Raw genomic sequence first — 14,391 nt, 5'->3', positions numbered from 1 at the left:
AGGCAACAAGGCTTGGCGAGATGGCGGATTAACGGCACGATGGCGGCAGACGCCATGCGATTTGCGGCGCTCACTAATAATTGCGATTGCTTGATCGGACCGGGCGAGGGTTGGCGGATTGCCTAGCCGAAGAAATCGAGGCGCCGAGAAAAAAGCGCCCACATGCAAATTGCGTGGGCAGCGACGGATGTGTAGATTCAATGAAGTCAGCGAGCCGACGTTGACGAAGGCCTCAGCAACGCTGAGGTTGATCCTGTCCGTGAGGCTGGATTGGGCGACGGCTCGCTGGCGTCCGGCCTCGCCAAGGCAACGCGAAGCCTCCGCGCGATCATCCTCATCAAAATCTCCGCACATCGATCTCGGACGACGATCGTTCGTCGTCGGCGCAGGATGGAGTTACGAGTGGCGCCCAACGGGCCGCGCTTTGCGCGCGCCCGTTGGGCTCAATCCACCCTGGGGACTAGCCGCCGGGCGGCGTGTATGAGGCACGAAGCTGGACCGCCTTTTGGCGAACCAGCATGATTTCATCCTGCGTCCACAAACGAGTCAGGTGTACATTGTGGATGGCACCGGATGCCACCACCGTGCCTGAAATGGCCGGTGCTGCATTGGGGTCAGGTACATCGAAGATTACCAGAACGCCGGGACCATCGGCAGCGGTGCTATACATCGAGAGTAATTTGCCACCAGCTGCTTCGATCAGCTTTTTCGCCGCTTCATGGCGATTGGTCTTGGGATTTTCCATGATTTTGTTGAGAGCCTGAGGCGTGTATTGTGCTGTCATACAAAAATGCATGATGTTCTCCTGTTGGGTGTGTTTGATCAACGAGGCGCACGCCTCCCTGCCGACTCCATTGAAAACGGATCGGCCCCCCAAAACGTGAGATGAACATTGCAAGCCCGCCGTGGGCAAAATACCGCTAGCACTCCAACGGGCCTTCGGCACTGCCCGCTTGCGGCTGTCGATTAGCCTACATCAAACGCGCGTCATGCGGAAGAGCGCTTGGGCCGAGACCGTTCGGCTCAATCCTAAATCGAAGCCGAAGAGCCCTGCTCGCGTCGAAGGGGTCGGTCCGGCGCAGGAAGAAGCGCGCGTTGAAAATCGCCAAACGCGCCGCGGCCATATCGGGCTTATGGAATCGCCGGCGAAGTGCCGACTGAGTCATTCCGCCTTGATGTTTGCCGTGCTGATCACCTTGCCCCACTTCTCGGTTTCATCGGCGATGAACGTGCCGAAGTCGGCAGACGAGCCTGACAGCATCGTGCCGCCGAGATCGGTAAGCCGCGCCCTTGCCACAGGGCTGGCGAGGATCGCGTTGATTTCCTTGTTGAGCAGGGCAACAATTTCGGCCGGCGTTTCCTTCGGGGCGCCAACGCCGAAAAACGCACTCGCCTCAAAGCCCGGCACGCTATCGCCTACCGTCGGGATATCAGGCAAGCCATGCCAGCGTGTTGCGGTTGTGACCGCCAACGCCCGCAGTCGGCCAGCCCTGATATGTTCGATCGAGTTGGAGACGTTATCGAAGGCGACCTGTATTCGGCCACTCAGCAGGTCGGTCAGCACACCTGGCATGCCGCGATACGGCACATGAACCATGTCGACACCGGTCATTTGCTTGAACAACTCGGCGCAGACATGGACGGAGGTTCCGATGCCGGCCGACCCGTAGCTGATGCTGCCGGGATTGGCCTTGGCATAGGCAATAAGCTCGGGAACGGTCTTAACCGGCAATGAAGGGGTCACCTCCATGACGTTCGGCACACGCATGATGGCCGCGACCGGCGAGATGTCGCGGATGAAATTGAAACTGAGATTGTCGTAAAGCGCCGGACTGATTGCGTTCCCGACGCTGATCAGGAGCAGCGTATGGCCATCGGGAGACGCGCGAACCACGGCTTCGGTGGCGATGTTGCTGCCGGCGCCCAGACGGTTCTCGACGATGAATTGTTGCCCGAGGCGCTCCGACAAGGCCTGGCCAATGATGCGCGCCAGGATGTCAACGATGCCGCCGGCAGCGAACCCGGCGATGATCCGAACCGGCCGCGTCGGATAGGTCTGCGCCCGCGCCATCCGCGAAGCGGCCGGGAACGCGGCAGCACCCGCTGCCAGATTCAAAAATCGACGGCGCTGAAGCTTCATGAATCCTCCCTACAATCGACGGCGGCGTCATTCCGCCTTTTTTGACCGCTGAACACAGCCGGCCATTCCTGGTGCTGCCAGCCGACGGCGTCGTTGCTTTTTATTGCCGAATTCTCAAGGAACATATCGCACTTCGGCCGTGCGCGAAGATGTTTTTGGAGGATCGGACTGGCGGTAGCGAACTCCGCAACGCAAAAACGGCCCCGGCGAACGCCGGAGCCATTTTTGGATTTCGAAGATTGGGTCTTAGCGGATGGTGCGGCCGAGGTCGGCGCGGCGATCCGTCATTGGCAGCACGATCACCTTGGTGCCGACGCTGACCCGCGAATAGAGGTCGCTGACGTCTTCATTGGTGAGGCGCAGGCAACCGGAGGAAACGCGGGTGCCGATCGTCTCCGGAGCATTGGTGCCGTGGATGCGATAGATGGTGCCGCCGAGATACATCGCGCGCGCGCCGAGCGGGTTACCCGGGCCACCGGTCATGTGGCGCGGCAGGTAGGGCTGGCGGGCGATCATTTCCGGGGGCGGCGTCCATGCCGGCCATTCCGCCTTCTTGGTGATCGTCTGGGTGCCGGACCAGGTGAAGCCGTCGCGGCCGATGCCGATGCCGTAGCGCATCGCCTGGCCGTTGCCCATCACCAGATAAAGATAGGTGTTGGGGGTGTCGATGATGATGGTGCCCGGAGCTTCGCGGGTGTTGTAGTTCACGACCTGGCGGCGCAGGCGGGCGGGCAGCTCGAAGCGCTCTTCGTCCTGCGAGGGAGCAACCGCCACCGGCGGCGGAGCGGCTTCGACCGGGGGCGCCATGAAGAAGGGAAACAGCGGCAGCGGGGCTGCGGCGGCGGGTGCGGAAAATACGGTAGCGCCAATCGCGATTGCGCCGAAAGCGGCGGCGGCGAGGCGGGTATTCAATTTGAATGAGCTGAACATCGGTCGTCCCCTTCAGTTTGCGCCCTGTCGCGCCAGTTCCAGCGCGTCGTTGAGGCAAACCAGTACAGGCCAACCGTTTCAGGACATTTGCACAATGCCGCCAAAATGGTTTCGTCGCGTTAGGGAATTGTTTCAGGACGGCTTCGTCGCAGGGTCTTGGGGGACGGCAGCGGGGCGCCGTTCGTGCGCAAAGCATTAAAAAAATAGAGAAAAAGCCGCCGTTCCTTAGAACCTCGGTTCTGATTGGATCAGAACCGAAGTTCTCCGGAAAACGCTTTAGCTCTGCAGCGCCCGCAGCCGCTGCATGTCGGGTTCGGCCGTGCCGATCATGGCGCGGCGGTCCGCCACCGCATGGTGGAATTGTTCGAGCGCCAGACCGATCGCGGCCAAATCCCCGTCCTCGATCGCACCGTCCTCGTGACAGTCGAGCGCCTCGCGCAACAGCGCATCCGCCGTGCCCTGCATCTCGGACAATTCTTCGGGCGTTTCAGCCATGCGCGCCTTCGAAATCAGGTCGAGCAGATTGTCGCGATGCTCGGAATATTGCTCGCGCTCTTCCCGCTTCCAGTAATGCTGCAGCCATGCCCATGCCGAGCCGATGCCCGAGAACACCATGATCGCGAACCAGAGAAAGTCGGTATTTCTTTCGAGGAACGTGCGCTCGTTGCCGTCGATATAGGCGGCGGCGCCCTGATGCGCCGGCAAGGCGGCGTCCTTGTCGGTGTCGGGCTTCTCGATTTGCGCGGCGCTCGGCAATTCGCGCGCGAGCTGCTGGCGGTGGGTAAAGATCTGGCGGGCGAGCGCGCCGACCGCGGTGTCGGACAGCGTCTTCGGCGCGATGATCAAATGGTTGACGCTGACGGTATCGATCTTGTCTTCGGGGCGCGCCGGCGATGAAGCGAAGATGCTGCCGGGAATTTCCTCGGCTTCATAGACCGGGTGCTTCTTCGCAATCGTCTCCGACACCTCGATCGGGAGAAATTTCGGTTCGCCCCGGACCGCTACGGTGGCGTTGATCGCGTCGACGGTGATCTTGCTGTTGAGTGGGCCGACCGTCATGAACGCGTCGACGGCCTGGTCGCGCGCCATCTCGGCGAGCTGATTGACGCCGAACTGGGTGATCGTCACCTTGTCGACCTTGATTCCGGCCTCGGTCAGGATCGTGCGCAGCAGCTTGACGTTGGCCTCCGTTCGTCCGACGACGCCGACGCGATGTCCGGCGAGTTCGTCGAGGCTCTTGATCTTGGCCACCGGCGTTTTCTTCGAACCCTTCGGCGCGAGGCCTGACGGCGCCCACAGCACGACGACGTTCTTGCGCAGGATGGCGACCGACTCGGCGTTGGTCGGCAGGTTCAGATCGCCGCGCGCCACCGCAAGGTCGGCCTTGCCGGTATTGAACAGCGCGATGCTCTCGGCCGCGCCCGGGGTCGAAACGAGCGACAGCCGAACCGAGCTGTGATCGCGCGCGAAGGTCTGCGCCATCAGCTGGATCAGTTTCTGATCGTCGCTTCCGGGAGGGCCAACCGCGATCCGCAAGGTGGTCGGCTGCAACAGATAATAAAGCGTGGCGGCGGCGGCGCCGAAAACGAAAATTCCGGCGGCGAGGACCAGCAGCGCATAGTTCTTTCGCTTCCGACGCGGGCGGGATGGAGCGGAATTTGCGTTCGGGTTTGACATCGTACTGTCACGTTACACGAAAAAGCGCCGGGGCGACGGGAAAAACATCCTTACAGATCGATGACGTCATACGCTTGAAATATCCATGAACCAACGTCGGGAAGTGAGAATCATGGATAACCCCGGGGTCCCGACATGCGGGTATTGATAGCAACCGACGCCTGGCATCCGCAGGTGAATGGAGTGGTCCGGACGTTAACCTCGCTGGCGCGCAGCGCGTCCAAGCTTGACGCCGAGATCAGCTTCCTGACCCCCGACGGATTTCCATCCGTCGGCGTCCCGACTTATCCCGGCTTGCGCATCGCGCTGCCGAACCGCCGCGAGATCGCGCGCCGGATCGAGGCGGCGGCGCCCGACGCTATACATATCGCGACCGAAGGTCCGATCGGCTGGGCGGTGCGCGGCTATTGCCGCCGCCACAAGCTCGCGTTCACCACGTCCTACACCACGCGCTTCCCGGAATATGTCGCGGTCCGCACCATGATCCCGGCCAGCGTCGGCTACGCTTTGCTGCGGCATTTTCATGCGGCGGCGTCGACCACTATGGTCGCGACCGCCTCATTGCGGCAGGAGCTGAGCGAGCGCGGTTTTCGCAAGCTTGGTTTCTGGACGCGCGGCGTCGACACCGATTTGTTCTCGCCTGAAAGCCCGGCCACGATCGACCTGCCGCGGCCGATCTTCATGACCATGGGCCGCGTTGCGGTTGAAAAGAATCTCGAGGCGTTTCTCGCGCTCGATCTGCCGGGAACGAAAGTCGTGGTCGGCGACGGGCCGCAGCGGGCGCTACTGGCGCAGAAATATCCACACGCCGTCTTCCTCGGCGAGAAGAAGGGCGAGGATCTCAGGTCCCATCTCGCTGCCGCCGATGTCTTTGTGTTTCCGAGCCTCACCGACACGTTCGGCGTGGTGCAGCTGGAAGCGCTCGCCTGCGGCACGCCGGTTGCGGCGTTTCCGGTCACCGGGCCCTTGGACGTCATCGCCGATCATCCGATCGGCGCGCTGGACGGGGATCTGCGCAGCGCCTGTCTGCGCGCGCTGACGATGTCGCGCGAGGCCTGCCGGAACTTTGCGCTCGGGCGTTCCTGGGAAAACAGCGCCCGTCAATTCATCGGCAATCTGGCCGCGCTGCAGCCCAGCCGCGCCACGCTGCCGGCGCGCCGCATCCCCGGCACCAGCGCCGTACAGGGTTAGTTCAATCTACTTGAAGAGAGACGAGAAGGCAGACCATGGCAGACATCATCAAGCTTGACGGCACCAGGGCGTTGGACTTCGACCGCGAGACGGTCGAGCAGGCCTACGACCGCTGGGCGCCGGTATACGACCTCGTGTTCGGCGGCGTGTTCAGCAAGGGCCGCAAGGCGGCCATTCAGGCGACCAACAAGATCGGCGGCCGGGTGCTCGAGGTCGGTGTCGGCACCGGCATCTCGCTGCCGCAATACGCAGCCCACTTACGCATCTTCGGCACCGACATTTCGGAAGCGATGCTGCAGAAAGCCAAGAAGCGCGTCGACGAGCTCAAGCTGAAGAACGTCGAGGGCCTGGCTGTCATGGACGCCGAGAAGCTCGAATTCCCCGACAACTCCTTCGACGTCGTGATGGCGCAGTACGTCGTCACGGCCGTGCCGAACCCGGAAGCGGCGCTCGACGAATTCGCCCGCGTGCTGCGGCCCGGCGGTGAACTCATCATCCTGACCCGCGTCAGTGCGGACGCCGGCGTGCGCCGCTTCATCGAGCAGCGCCTGCAGCCGGTGGTTCGCCCGCTCGGCTTCCGCACCGCCGAGTTCGCCTGGTCGCGCTACGCGCAGTGGTTGGCCGGAGCGCCCGGCATGGAGCTGGCGGAGCGCCGCCTGGTGCCGCCGCTCGGTCACTTCTCGCTGGTGCGTTTCCGAAAAGTCGACGTCGCGAAGGCAGCGTAACCGCGTCATCGCGGTGGCAGCTGCGGCGCCGCGAAACTTCATATGACATTTAGATGATGTCATACGCCGGACATCGAATCCCGTTAATCCTTAACCCGAAAGAATTTTGGGGGAGATCATGATCAAGAACTTCATGCAGGAACTGCGAACCCAGCGCTGGGACGACCATCGCTATTATCACCACAGCCGCATCAACCAGTCGCTGCACTTCGTCAGCGCCATGAGCTTCCTGTTCGCCTATGTCATGCTGTTCATCGATCCGATGGTATCGGCGCTGGTCGGCTGGCTGGTCTCGATGACGTCGCGCCAGGCCGGTCACTTCTTCTTCGAGCCGAAGGGCTATGACCACGTCAACCACGCCACCCACGAGCACAAGGAAGATATCAAGGTCGGCTACAATCTTCAGCGCAAGGTCGTGCTGATGGTGATCTGGGCACTGTCGCCGCTGGTGCTGTATGTCGATCCGACCCTGTTCGGCATGTTCGCGCCGTGGGAGACGACGGCGGACTTCATGCGTCAGGTCGCCAAGATCTGGCTGGCGATCGGTATCGGCGGGCTTCTGTTCCGCACCATCCACCTGTTCTTCATCCGCGACGTCGAGACCGGCCTCGTCTGGATGACCAAGATCGTGACCGACCCGTTCAGCGATCTCAAGCTCTACTACAAGGCGCCGATCGCCCTGATGAAGGGTGAACTGATCGACCCCGGCCTCGAGAAGCACGTCAAGCACGCCTGATCGTTGATCTTGAATCTATCAAATGCGCGTCATGCCCGGCCTCGTGCCGGGCATCCACGTCTTGGCGACAGACAAAGGAAGACGTGGATGGCCGGGACAAGCCCGGCCATGACGAGAAATGAGAGAGCGGAGTTACCGCATCCACTTTCGCGTGAACATCTCTTTCAGAATCTGCCGCTTGATGTTCTTGTTGGTGAGGCCTGCATCACGCCACCACCAGCCGTCGTGCTTCATCTTTTCGGTGGCGGCGACGAAACGGTCGGCGACCGCGGCAAAGTCGTCATCGGTATAGTTCAGGCTGAAGATCAGCCGGCCCGTGCCGACCCAGCTCAGCGCCAGCCCCTCGGCGCGCAGATAATATTGCAGCATCCAGTTGTAACGGGACGGCTCGGTATAATGCACCATCCAGATCGACGACAGATTGCTGACGCGCACCGGAAGGTCCTGCGCGGCGAGCCGGTCGTTGAGCGTCTTGGCGCGCGCGTTCCAGGTCTCGTCCAGGCCATGATAGACCGAGTTGAAATTCGGGCTGGCGAGCCGGCCGAGGAATTCGTCCATCGCCGTCATGACGTAGGGATGCGAATTGAAGGTGCCGCGGGCAAAGCAGATGTCGGCCGGGCGATCGTCGCGAAAACGCCGCATCAAATCCTTAGCGCCGCAGACCACGCCGACCGGAAGTCCACCCGCAAGACTTTTCCCATACGTCACCATGTCGGCGCGGACGCCGAAATATTCCTGCGCGCCGCCGGCCGCAAGGCGGAAGCCGACAAAGACCTCGTCGAAGATCAGGACAATGCCGCGCTCGGTGCAGACTTCGCGGAGCTTCTTCAGCCATTCGGTATAGGCGGCGCGATCGAAATTGCCGGACCGGGAGCTATCGACCAGCGCGGAATCGCCGGGCGCGTTGGCGTTCGGGTGCAGCGCCTGCAGCGGGTTGACCAGCACGCAGGCGATGTCGCGGCGCGTGTTCAAAACATGCAGCGTCCGCTCCGACATGTCGGCGAGCGTATAGGTCTCGTGCGGCGACACGGGATTGCCGACGCCGGGCTGCACGTCGCCCCACCAGCCGTGATAGGCGCCGGCAAAGCGAACCAGATGCGTGCGCTTGGTGTGGTAGCGCGCCAGCCGCACCGCCTGCATCACGGCCTCGGTGCCGGACATGTGGAACGAAACTTCGTCGAGGCCGGAAATCTCGCAGAGACGCTTGACGTTGTCGGTGATGACGGGGTGGTAGGGACCGAGCACCGGTCCGAGCGCCTGCGCGCGCTTTTCCGACTCGGTGATGCAGTCCTTGTAGAAATCGTTGCCGAAAATGTTGACGCCGTACGAGCCGGTCAGGTCGTAGGAGACATTGCCGTCGACATCGGTGACGGTGACGCCGGAAGAGGACTGCACGAAGGCGCTGGTGGAAAGATGCTCGCGCACCAGCCGGCTGTACTGGAACGGCACCCGGTAGGCTTCGGTGAATTGCAGGTCGGAAATGTGCTCGGCCGCCTCGGCGGTCATCTGCCGGCCCTTGGGATAACGGTCCTGATAGACGCCGGCGAGCCGGAAGAAGCCGTCCTGGCGCTGCGCCGCGACATCGGCCGGCGCGCCGTCGGAGCGGAAGAAGTCGCCGATATCGAATTCGTAATGCGGCATCAGCCGCGCGACCATCTTGGACATCTTGGAATGCCCGGTCAGCGAGCGGTGCTTGGCGCGCGACAGCGCCAGCCGCGCCTGCAATTTGGGGAAGGTCACCGCGGCGCCGGCAATCGCAACGGCGGACAGCGACAGAATCGAAAGGGGCGAATCCATGCCACCAGCGCTAGCTAATCCTGCTAACAGATTCATGACAGTCAAAGGCCTGATTTCGGCCTTTACCCAGCAGGAAGACCTCAATTTCCTGCTGACCAACCGGATTCCCCGGGCGGCCATCACCCGCTTCATGGGGTGGTTCAGCAAGATCGAGAACCCGCTGGTACGGGACGCCTCGATCGCCTGCTGGCGGCTGTTCTCCGATCTCGACCTGTCGGAGGCGAAGAAGACCGAGTTCAAGAGCCTGCACGACTGCTTTACCCGCGAGCTGCGCCCGGGCCTGCGCCCCGCCGACCCGGATCCGGGCGTCGTCGCCAGCCCCTCCGACGGCATCATCGGCGCGTTCGGCGGGATCGAGGACACAAGACTGTTCCAGATCAAGGGCGCGCCGTATTCGCTGCTGGATCTGCTCGGCGATCCCGCGTTAGTGGAGCGTCACCGCAACGGCCGTTACCTGACGCTGCGGCTAACCTCGAGCATGTATCATCGTTTTCACGCGCCCTATGACGCCACGATCGAGCGGGTGAGATTCATCCATGGCGACGTCTGGAACGTCAATCCGATTGCCTTGAAAAGGGTGGAGCGGCTGTTCTGCAAGAACGAGCGCGCGGTGCTGGAGACGCGGCTCGCGTCCGGCGAAGCGCTGACCCTGGTGCCGGTTGCCGCGATCCTGGTCGCCAGCATCCGCCTGCACTTCCTCGATGTGACTCTCAACGCGCAGAGCAGGGGGCCGGTGGATTTCCCGTGCGCCGCCAGCATGCGCAAGGGCGATGAGCTTGGCTGGTTCGAGCACGGCTCGACCATCATCGTGCTGGCGCCGGAGCATTTTGAGTTCGCCGACAATGTAGCCGAGGGTGCGCGCGTTCGTGCCGGTGAGGCGTTGCTGCGGAAGCCAAAGGGATGATTGTGGTGTTCCGCAAGGCACTGCCGCGACTGTGAGCTGGATCACCGAGGCGCCGCTACACATCGTGCGATTATCTTGGCTCCGCTAACACCTCCGCAGCAAACAAGGGAGCAGTGCCATGACGCAGACCAGCAAGTCGATCAATGGAAACCAGCGCACATTGGACGAGCGGGTCTTGAAAGATGGTGAGCTTGAGGCCGTTTCCGGTGGCGCCATGTTCGGCAGCGCGTTTTCCGAAGCCCTGAAGTCAATCGGGGAAGGGCTTACAACAATGGCACGTAAGGGCTGACTGCGTTGTCAGCGCCGAAGCGACTCAGCGGCGGTGCTCAATAAATCAAAATCACAGAAGCCGCCGTGAGGCGGCTTTTCTTTTGCTGCGTGCCGGCCGTCAGATGCGGGCGGTTCCTGTTATGGATTGCATGCGGCGTCTCGAGACCACTGGAACTGCATCGTGCGTTGACGAACCGAGACGGTAGCATCGCCGTACGAAATTCTCTATGTGTGGAGCATTCCTACGACGATCGGAGAGGATGGCGATGGCGCGAGCGCCTGTGCTGGCGGCGGGAGGCATTGTGTTGCGGCAGGCGGCGACGCCGCTGGTCGCGATCGTGCGCCTGCGCAAGCGCAACGAATGGGTCCTGCCGAAGGGCAAGCTCGATCGCGGCGAGACGCCGCGGGCTGCGGCCGAGCGCGAAGTCAATGAAGAGACCGGGCACGATGTCGCCGTGCACGAGTTTCTCGGCACGCTGGTCTACGAATCCCGCGGCGGCTCCAAGGTCGTGCACTTCTGGCGGATGGAGGCAGGCGCCGAGCCGGTCCGTAAACTGATGCGCGACGTGAAGGCGGTGGAGTGGCTGCCGCTGGCGGATGCGGTCGAGCGGCTGTCGCGCGGCTATGAGCGGGCGTTTCTGGAAAATGTCGGGCCGATCGCGATGGCTGCGGGGAGGGTCGCGCAGATAGGTACGTCGGTTGCTCGTGTGCCTGAGCCTGCGCGTGTCGAAACGGTTAGTGAATTCCGGGATCGGCGCAGCCTCATGCAGAAGATGCGGGACTGGTTTCGGCGCGCAGCGTGATCCGCAATCTCTCGTCATGCCCGGCCTTGTGCCGGGCATCCACGTCTTTGCAGTGCCTCGACAAGTACGACGTGGATGGCCGGGGCAAAGGCGAGCGGAAGCGACGCCGTCCTTCAGACGGAGCTTACCGCGCATCCTTCGGCAGCTTGCTTCCCCTTGGCGGCGGCGCCCGACCCGGAGCGGGTCGAGCCGGCAAGCCTTGCCGCAGCACACCGGGCGCAGCCTGCAAACCGCCGGGCCGTGAGCCTTGCCGGAAGCCCGGTTGCTGAACGCCCTGTTGTTGACCGCCGGGCTGCTGGAAGCGCTGCGGCCCACCAGCTTGCGAGGGCGCGCCTTGTTGGACGCCCGGTCGTCCCGCCGTCACCGGTTGTTGCGGCTGACCGGGTCGCGGCGGCAAGCCGGTCTCCCGTGGCGTACCCGGCTGCGTCGATCCCGGCCGCTGCAACGACCGACCCTGCCGGTTAGGCGAGCCTGGTTGCTGCAGCTGTTGCGGCTGGCCCGGCCGGTTCTGCAATCGTTGTTGCCCGGGACGATTCTGTAAGCCCGGTTGCTGGCCGGTGCGGTTCTGTCCCGGCAATCCGTTTTGCTGCGGCCCACGGCGCGGAGCGTTGCCACGATTGAAGCCGGGGTTGGCGCGGCGGAAATCGCGCTGCTCGTTGAAAACGCGGCGGCCGAGATTTTGCGTCGAGTGCACCTGGCGCACAAAGCCCTGATCGCGCAGCACCTGCTGCGGCGAAATCGTCAGCGGCACCGCGGCAAAGCGCATGCCGCCCGCGCCGGGACTTATCGTAAAGCCGCTGGAACCCTGGTTGAGGAAACCCAGCCGCGCGCCGGCGCGGTCGTTGACCTCGATGCGTCCAACCCTGCCGTCGGCGTCGGGATAGAGTTTGATGGCGACGTTGTTCGGGCTGTTGGCGGCCGCACCTTCCGGCACCTCGACGAGGCCGGTGGTGCCGCGAATGCCCAGCGTCGCGGTCGGCGTGGTGATTTTCATGTCGCCGGTCTTGGCGACGGCGGCGGCGACGAAGGCAACCGTGCCCTTGGCGACGTCGAATACGCCGGCATTTTGCTTGCCGCCATCCTCATAGACATAGCTGTCGATGGTGATCTGCGAATTCGCCTTGAGGTTAAAGGTGGTGGCGTCGCTGAAGGTGATGCCGAGCGAGGACTTTGCGCCGGTCTGCACGACGTCGTTCAAATAGATGTCGTCCTTGACCTTGAGCGGTGTGGTCTCGTTGTTGCGGATAACGCTGGCGCTGCCGGTCACGGTCGCGACATTGCCGATCGGCTCTTCCGCGGCCTGTTGTGCGTCGGCCGCGGGAGCCGCCGGATCGGGCGCGGCCTGCGCCGGCGCCGCAGGCTGCGCGGGTGCGGCTTGCGCCGATCTTGCTGTGACGGAGGGGCCAGCGAAACCGTTCGTCGCGCCAAACAGCGTGCCGCAAACCAACAGCAGAAGCGCGAATCGCAACCGGCGCGGCATCAAGGGGAGTTCCGGGAACAGGGAGAGACGAGGGCGAGGAGCGGCGCCGCGATTTCAGCGCTGCCGGGCTGAATGCGGGATGAACGTTTCCGCCTTGTTGTCATGGTCAGGCAAAACGGACAAGCGCCACGTCCGGCATCCCCGGGCATGGCGCTTTCTTATCTTACATAGAGTGTTGATCAGCCGCGCTTGTGCGGGGTCAGGTTCAGCGGCTTCGACGGCTTGGCCGACGGCGCGTAGCTGACGGGTGTCGCGGCCGGGGGCTCGTAACGGAACACGGCCTTGCAACCGTCGCTCAGCGACGCGCGCTGCCGGATCATGCAGGCGGTGACGCGATCAACATCGGGAATTTCCGCTCCGCACAGCCGCATCGCGTCGCCGGCGCACATCTGCTCCTGCTCTTGCGTATGGGCCTGCGAAACGGTCGTCAGCATTCCGAACGCAAGCGTGGCCGCGATCAGCAATTGGCAGTTACGGATGGTGGAGCGTGCGAAAGCCATGGTGTGTCCCTCTTGCAGGTTTGGTGAGTGGTGCGCCCGAGTTGCGCGCCGGGTGGCGCCTCGTTGGGCAAGAGAACTACGCGGGCTTGGTTTCGGGATTTCTTCGTCGCGGGACCAAAACGGTTTCGTCGCGCGGAGAATTGTTTCGTCGTCTATCGCGAGTAAGGAGTCGTTAACGAATGGAAACGCGAAAAGGGCCCCGTGACGTGTCACGAGGCCCTTTCACGTCCAGCTCGAAGAAATATCAGCTCACGCGCTTCCAGGTCTGGCCGCCGCAGAACATGCCGCCGAAGGCGCAGCCCTGAACGCGGAGGGAGCCGTTGCTCTTCATCGACATCGTCGAGTCGTACTTGCGGCCGCTGTCGGGATCGTTGATCCGGCCGGCCCACTTCGAGCCCTGCGGTTTCATGTTGATCAGGATCTTTTCGCCGGTCTTGACGGCATAGCCGCAGAGATTGTCGCCGCACTGCTCGATGCGGACATTGCCCTTGTTCTCTTCGGTGGCCCAGACGCCGATCGGCGAGTTCGGATCGGACGCGGGGCCAGCGTCAACCGGAGCCGGAGCCGGAGCAGGCGCTGAGTACCTGGCTGGAGCCGGCTCGGCAGCCGGCGCGGGTGCCGGTGGTGCGACGTCGGTTTGCGGAGGCGCGGCGGCGTAGGTGGTCGGAGCCGGGGCAGGGGCAGGGGCAGGGGCCGCCGCCTGGTCAGGAGCCGGGGCCGGAGGGCGGTCCTGCCTTGGAGGCGCTGCCGCGTAGTCATCGTCGTTGTAGCGCTTGGGCTGGTAGCCGTTGTAACGGGGCTTCCCGGCCGCCGGCGCGTAATCATCATTGTAGCGCTTGGAGTCGCTGTATTCAGGTCGTGCCGGCGCCGGCGCGACATCGTCATCGTCGTCGTAGCGGTTGGACTTGAGGCCCTTGAAGCCGGGCGCCGTGATGTTGATGCAGGACAGCGAGGCACAACCGCGCGGCGCTTCGATGCGGACGCGCTGGCCTTCGATCTGGAACGAGATGCCTCCGGCATGGGCCGAGGTGGTGGCCAACAGCAGGGCTGCGAGGATGTAGAGCTTCTTCATGAGAGCCTCCTGGGCGGCTTGAATTGGTTGGCGATGAACTTGCGCAGACCCTATGCCCGGCCGGGTTCGCCTTCTGTGACGTAGGTCACGGGGAACCCAGGTGACTCAAATCACATCCAGGGGAACCGGCCGCGGCCTAGCTTGTGCGCTCAACCCGGGGAGGGTC

At 63.2% G+C, this 14,391-nt stretch carries 14 protein-coding genes; 6 read left to right on the top strand and 8 right to left on the bottom strand.

The genetic code is table 11. The features are described 5' to 3' along the window. Window positions 1-460: 460 nt before the first annotated feature. The 4 genes from JQ600_RS25620 to JQ600_RS25605 all read right to left on the bottom strand — a co-directional run bounded on the left by JQ600_RS25620 (window position 461) and on the right by JQ600_RS25605 (window position 4,747). The gene (locus tag JQ600_RS25620) at window positions 461-826 is read right to left on the bottom strand and encodes a GYD domain-containing protein (RefSeq protein WP_249132819.1); all 366 of its coding nucleotides are present in this window, start codon (window positions 824-826) and stop codon (window positions 461-463) included. 336 nt (window positions 827-1,162) lie between these two features. Further along, a complete protein-coding gene (locus tag JQ600_RS25615) occupies window positions 1,163-2,140 on the bottom strand; it encodes a tripartite tricarboxylate transporter substrate binding protein (RefSeq protein WP_212389794.1) in 978 nt (325 codons plus the stop codon). Window positions 2,141-2,386: 246 nt separating this feature from the next. Next, the gene (locus tag JQ600_RS25610; protein WP_212389793.1) at window positions 2,387-3,070 is read right to left on the bottom strand and encodes a L,D-transpeptidase; all 684 of its coding nucleotides are present in this window, start codon (window positions 3,068-3,070) and stop codon (window positions 2,387-2,389) included. Window positions 3,071-3,346: 276 nt separating this feature from the next. Continuing rightward, complete coding sequence (locus JQ600_RS25605) at window positions 3,347-4,747, bottom strand: TAXI family TRAP transporter solute-binding subunit (RefSeq protein WP_212490145.1); 1,401 nt, start codon at window positions 4,745-4,747, stop codon at window positions 3,347-3,349. 135 nt (window positions 4,748-4,882) lie between these two features. Between JQ600_RS25605 and JQ600_RS25600 the strand changes: the two genes are divergently transcribed. The 3 genes from JQ600_RS25600 (at window position 4,883) to JQ600_RS25590 (ending at window position 7,399) form a co-directional block, all read left to right on the top strand. Then, window positions 4,883-5,938 (top strand): glycosyltransferase family 1 protein, encoded by a 1,056-nt coding sequence (locus JQ600_RS25600; RefSeq protein WP_212389792.1) that lies wholly within the window; start codon window positions 4,883-4,885, stop codon window positions 5,936-5,938. Window positions 5,939-5,973: 35 nt separating this feature from the next. Continuing rightward, window positions 5,974-6,663: a class I SAM-dependent methyltransferase gene (locus JQ600_RS25595; protein ID WP_212389791.1), complete on the top strand. Its 690-nt coding sequence runs from the start codon at window positions 5,974-5,976 to the stop codon at window positions 6,661-6,663. A gap of 118 nt (window positions 6,664-6,781) precedes the next feature. Further along, window positions 6,782-7,399 carry a hypothetical protein gene (locus tag JQ600_RS25590; RefSeq protein WP_212266717.1) on the top strand — a complete coding sequence of 206 codons (618 nt, stop codon included), beginning with the start codon at window positions 6,782-6,784 and terminating at the stop codon, window positions 7,397-7,399. 132 nt (window positions 7,400-7,531) lie between these two features. Here the strand turns inward: JQ600_RS25590 and JQ600_RS25585 are convergent, their stop codons facing one another. Beyond that, window positions 7,532-9,196 carry an aminotransferase class III-fold pyridoxal phosphate-dependent enzyme gene (locus tag JQ600_RS25585; RefSeq protein ID WP_212389790.1) on the bottom strand — a complete coding sequence of 555 codons (1,665 nt, stop codon included), beginning with the start codon at window positions 9,194-9,196 and terminating at the stop codon, window positions 7,532-7,534. Between the two features lie 34 nt (window positions 9,197-9,230). Here JQ600_RS25585 and asd point away from each other — a divergent pair, with 34 nt between their 5' ends. From asd to JQ600_RS25570, 3 genes are all read left to right on the top strand, one after another. Beyond that, window positions 9,231-10,100 carry an archaetidylserine decarboxylase gene (asd, locus tag JQ600_RS25580; protein ID WP_212389789.1) on the top strand — a complete coding sequence of 290 codons (870 nt, stop codon included), beginning with the start codon at window positions 9,231-9,233 and terminating at the stop codon, window positions 10,098-10,100. 118 nt (window positions 10,101-10,218) lie between these two features. Beyond that, window positions 10,219-10,389 (top strand): hypothetical protein, encoded by a 171-nt coding sequence (locus JQ600_RS25575; RefSeq protein ID WP_212266709.1) that lies wholly within the window; start codon window positions 10,219-10,221, stop codon window positions 10,387-10,389. Window positions 10,390-10,636: 247 nt separating this feature from the next. Continuing rightward, window positions 10,637-11,173: an NUDIX hydrolase gene (locus JQ600_RS25570; RefSeq protein WP_212266705.1), complete on the top strand. Its 537-nt coding sequence runs from the start codon at window positions 10,637-10,639 to the stop codon at window positions 11,171-11,173. A 124-nt stretch (window positions 11,174-11,297) separates the two neighbouring features. On the opposite strand, the gene JQ600_RS25565 is transcribed toward JQ600_RS25570, so the two are convergent. The 3 genes from JQ600_RS25565 to JQ600_RS25555 form a co-directional block, all read right to left on the bottom strand. Then, on the bottom strand, window positions 11,298-12,653 hold the full coding sequence (locus JQ600_RS25565) for a FecR domain-containing protein (protein WP_212389788.1): 1,356 nt from the start codon (window positions 12,651-12,653) through the stop codon (window positions 11,298-11,300). 179 nt (window positions 12,654-12,832) lie between these two features. Continuing rightward, a complete protein-coding gene (locus JQ600_RS25560; RefSeq protein ID WP_249136093.1) occupies window positions 12,833-13,153 on the bottom strand; it encodes a hypothetical protein in 321 nt (106 codons plus the stop codon). Between the two features lie 244 nt (window positions 13,154-13,397). Further along, window positions 13,398-14,225 (bottom strand): DUF2147 domain-containing protein, encoded by an 828-nt coding sequence (locus tag JQ600_RS25555; RefSeq protein ID WP_212389787.1) that lies wholly within the window; start codon window positions 14,223-14,225, stop codon window positions 13,398-13,400. Window positions 14,226-14,391: the final 166 nt, after the last annotated feature.

It is taken from the genome of Bradyrhizobium sp. AUGA SZCCT0176, assembly GCF_018130145.1.
Lineage (GTDB): Bacteria > Pseudomonadota > Alphaproteobacteria > Rhizobiales > Xanthobacteraceae > Bradyrhizobium.
The sequence above is the reverse complement of the archived record's forward strand: the minus strand, read 5'-3'. Positions and strand labels throughout refer to the sequence as shown.

Excerpts from the sequence above, each read along its gene's own strand:
- JQ600_RS25615 (WP_212389794.1), bottom strand. The coding sequence starts at position 2,140 with ATGAAGCTTCAGCGCCGTCGATTTTTGAATCTGGCAGCGGGTGCTGCC.
- JQ600_RS25610 (WP_212389793.1), bottom strand. The coding sequence starts at position 3,070 with ATGTTCAGCTCATTCAAATTGAATACCCGCCTCGCCGCCGCCGCTTTC.
- JQ600_RS25605 (WP_212490145.1), bottom strand. The coding sequence starts at position 4,747 with ATGTCAAACCCGAACGCAAATTCCGCTCCATCCCGCCCGCGTCGGAAG.
- JQ600_RS25600 (WP_212389792.1), top strand. The coding sequence starts at position 4,883 with ATGCGGGTATTGATAGCAACCGACGCCTGGCATCCGCAGGTGAATGGA.
- JQ600_RS25595 (WP_212389791.1), top strand. The coding sequence starts at position 5,974 with ATGGCAGACATCATCAAGCTTGACGGCACCAGGGCGTTGGACTTCGAC.
- JQ600_RS25590 (WP_212266717.1), top strand. The coding sequence starts at position 6,782 with ATGATCAAGAACTTCATGCAGGAACTGCGAACCCAGCGCTGGGACGAC.
- JQ600_RS25585 (WP_212389790.1), bottom strand. The coding sequence starts at position 9,196 with ATGGATTCGCCCCTTTCGATTCTGTCGCTGTCCGCCGTTGCGATTGCC.
- asd (WP_212389789.1), top strand. The coding sequence starts at position 9,231 with ATGACAGTCAAAGGCCTGATTTCGGCCTTTACCCAGCAGGAAGACCTC.
- JQ600_RS25575 (WP_212266709.1), top strand. The coding sequence starts at position 10,219 with ATGACGCAGACCAGCAAGTCGATCAATGGAAACCAGCGCACATTGGAC.
- JQ600_RS25570 (WP_212266705.1), top strand. The coding sequence starts at position 10,637 with ATGGCGCGAGCGCCTGTGCTGGCGGCGGGAGGCATTGTGTTGCGGCAG.
- JQ600_RS25565 (WP_212389788.1), bottom strand. The coding sequence starts at position 12,653 with ATGCCGCGCCGGTTGCGATTCGCGCTTCTGCTGTTGGTTTGCGGCACG.
- JQ600_RS25560 (WP_249136093.1), bottom strand. The coding sequence starts at position 13,153 with ATGGCTTTCGCACGCTCCACCATCCGTAACTGCCAATTGCTGATCGCG.
- JQ600_RS25555 (WP_212389787.1), bottom strand. The coding sequence starts at position 14,225 with ATGAAGAAGCTCTACATCCTCGCAGCCCTGCTGTTGGCCACCACCTCG.